Annotated in this window: 1 protein-coding gene; it reads right to left on the bottom strand. The window is 66.5% G+C overall.

What is annotated here, in order from left to right; genetic code table 11:
* The coding region (locus DM995_RS17980; RefSeq protein WP_157973316.1) for a hypothetical protein at window positions 1-404 on the bottom strand (404 nt) is incomplete at its 3' end.
* Window positions 405-520: the final 116 nt, after the last annotated feature.

Raw genomic sequence — 520 nt, 5'->3', positions numbered from 1 at the left:
CCCGGCGCCGCGGTCTCGATCCGGTCGGCGATCAGGTTGGCCGCGCCGCCCGCGCCCAGCTGGTTGCCGTTGAGGGGATCGCCGTCGCCATCGAAGGTCTGCAGGACGACGAAGTTGGAGCCCGATGCCGGAATCGCATCGGCGACCCCGCTGAAGAACCGGATCCCGTCGTCGATCCCGAACACCGACGTGTTCAGTGCAAGGACGTCGGTCTGGAAGTCGAAGACCGGAATGAAGAGCTCGTTCCCGACGATCTGGCGTCCCGGCGTTTCCAGGGCAGTGGTCCCCGCGAAGGGGGAGCGGTCGAAGGTGAAGACGGCGGCCTCGACGCTGGATGCAAGGCCGAGGGTGGCCAGCAGGCCGATCATGTGAAGGCGTGTCATCGCATTGGTTCCCTTGCTCATGGTTGATATCCGGTCCCCCCGTTCGGTCGGCGCTTGTTCGGCCAGACCATGTTTCGAGACTGGCGGCCTCCCGTAGTCGGCGCCGTGGCAGTGCCCGTGGCCGACGGCGTTCCTTC

This window comes from Blastomonas sp. UPD001, from assembly GCF_003426715.1.
Taxonomy (GTDB): Bacteria; Pseudomonadota; Alphaproteobacteria; order Sphingomonadales; family Sphingomonadaceae; genus Blastomonas.
Note: the sequence above shows the minus strand (reverse complement) of the source record. Positions and strands in the feature narration are given on the sequence as shown.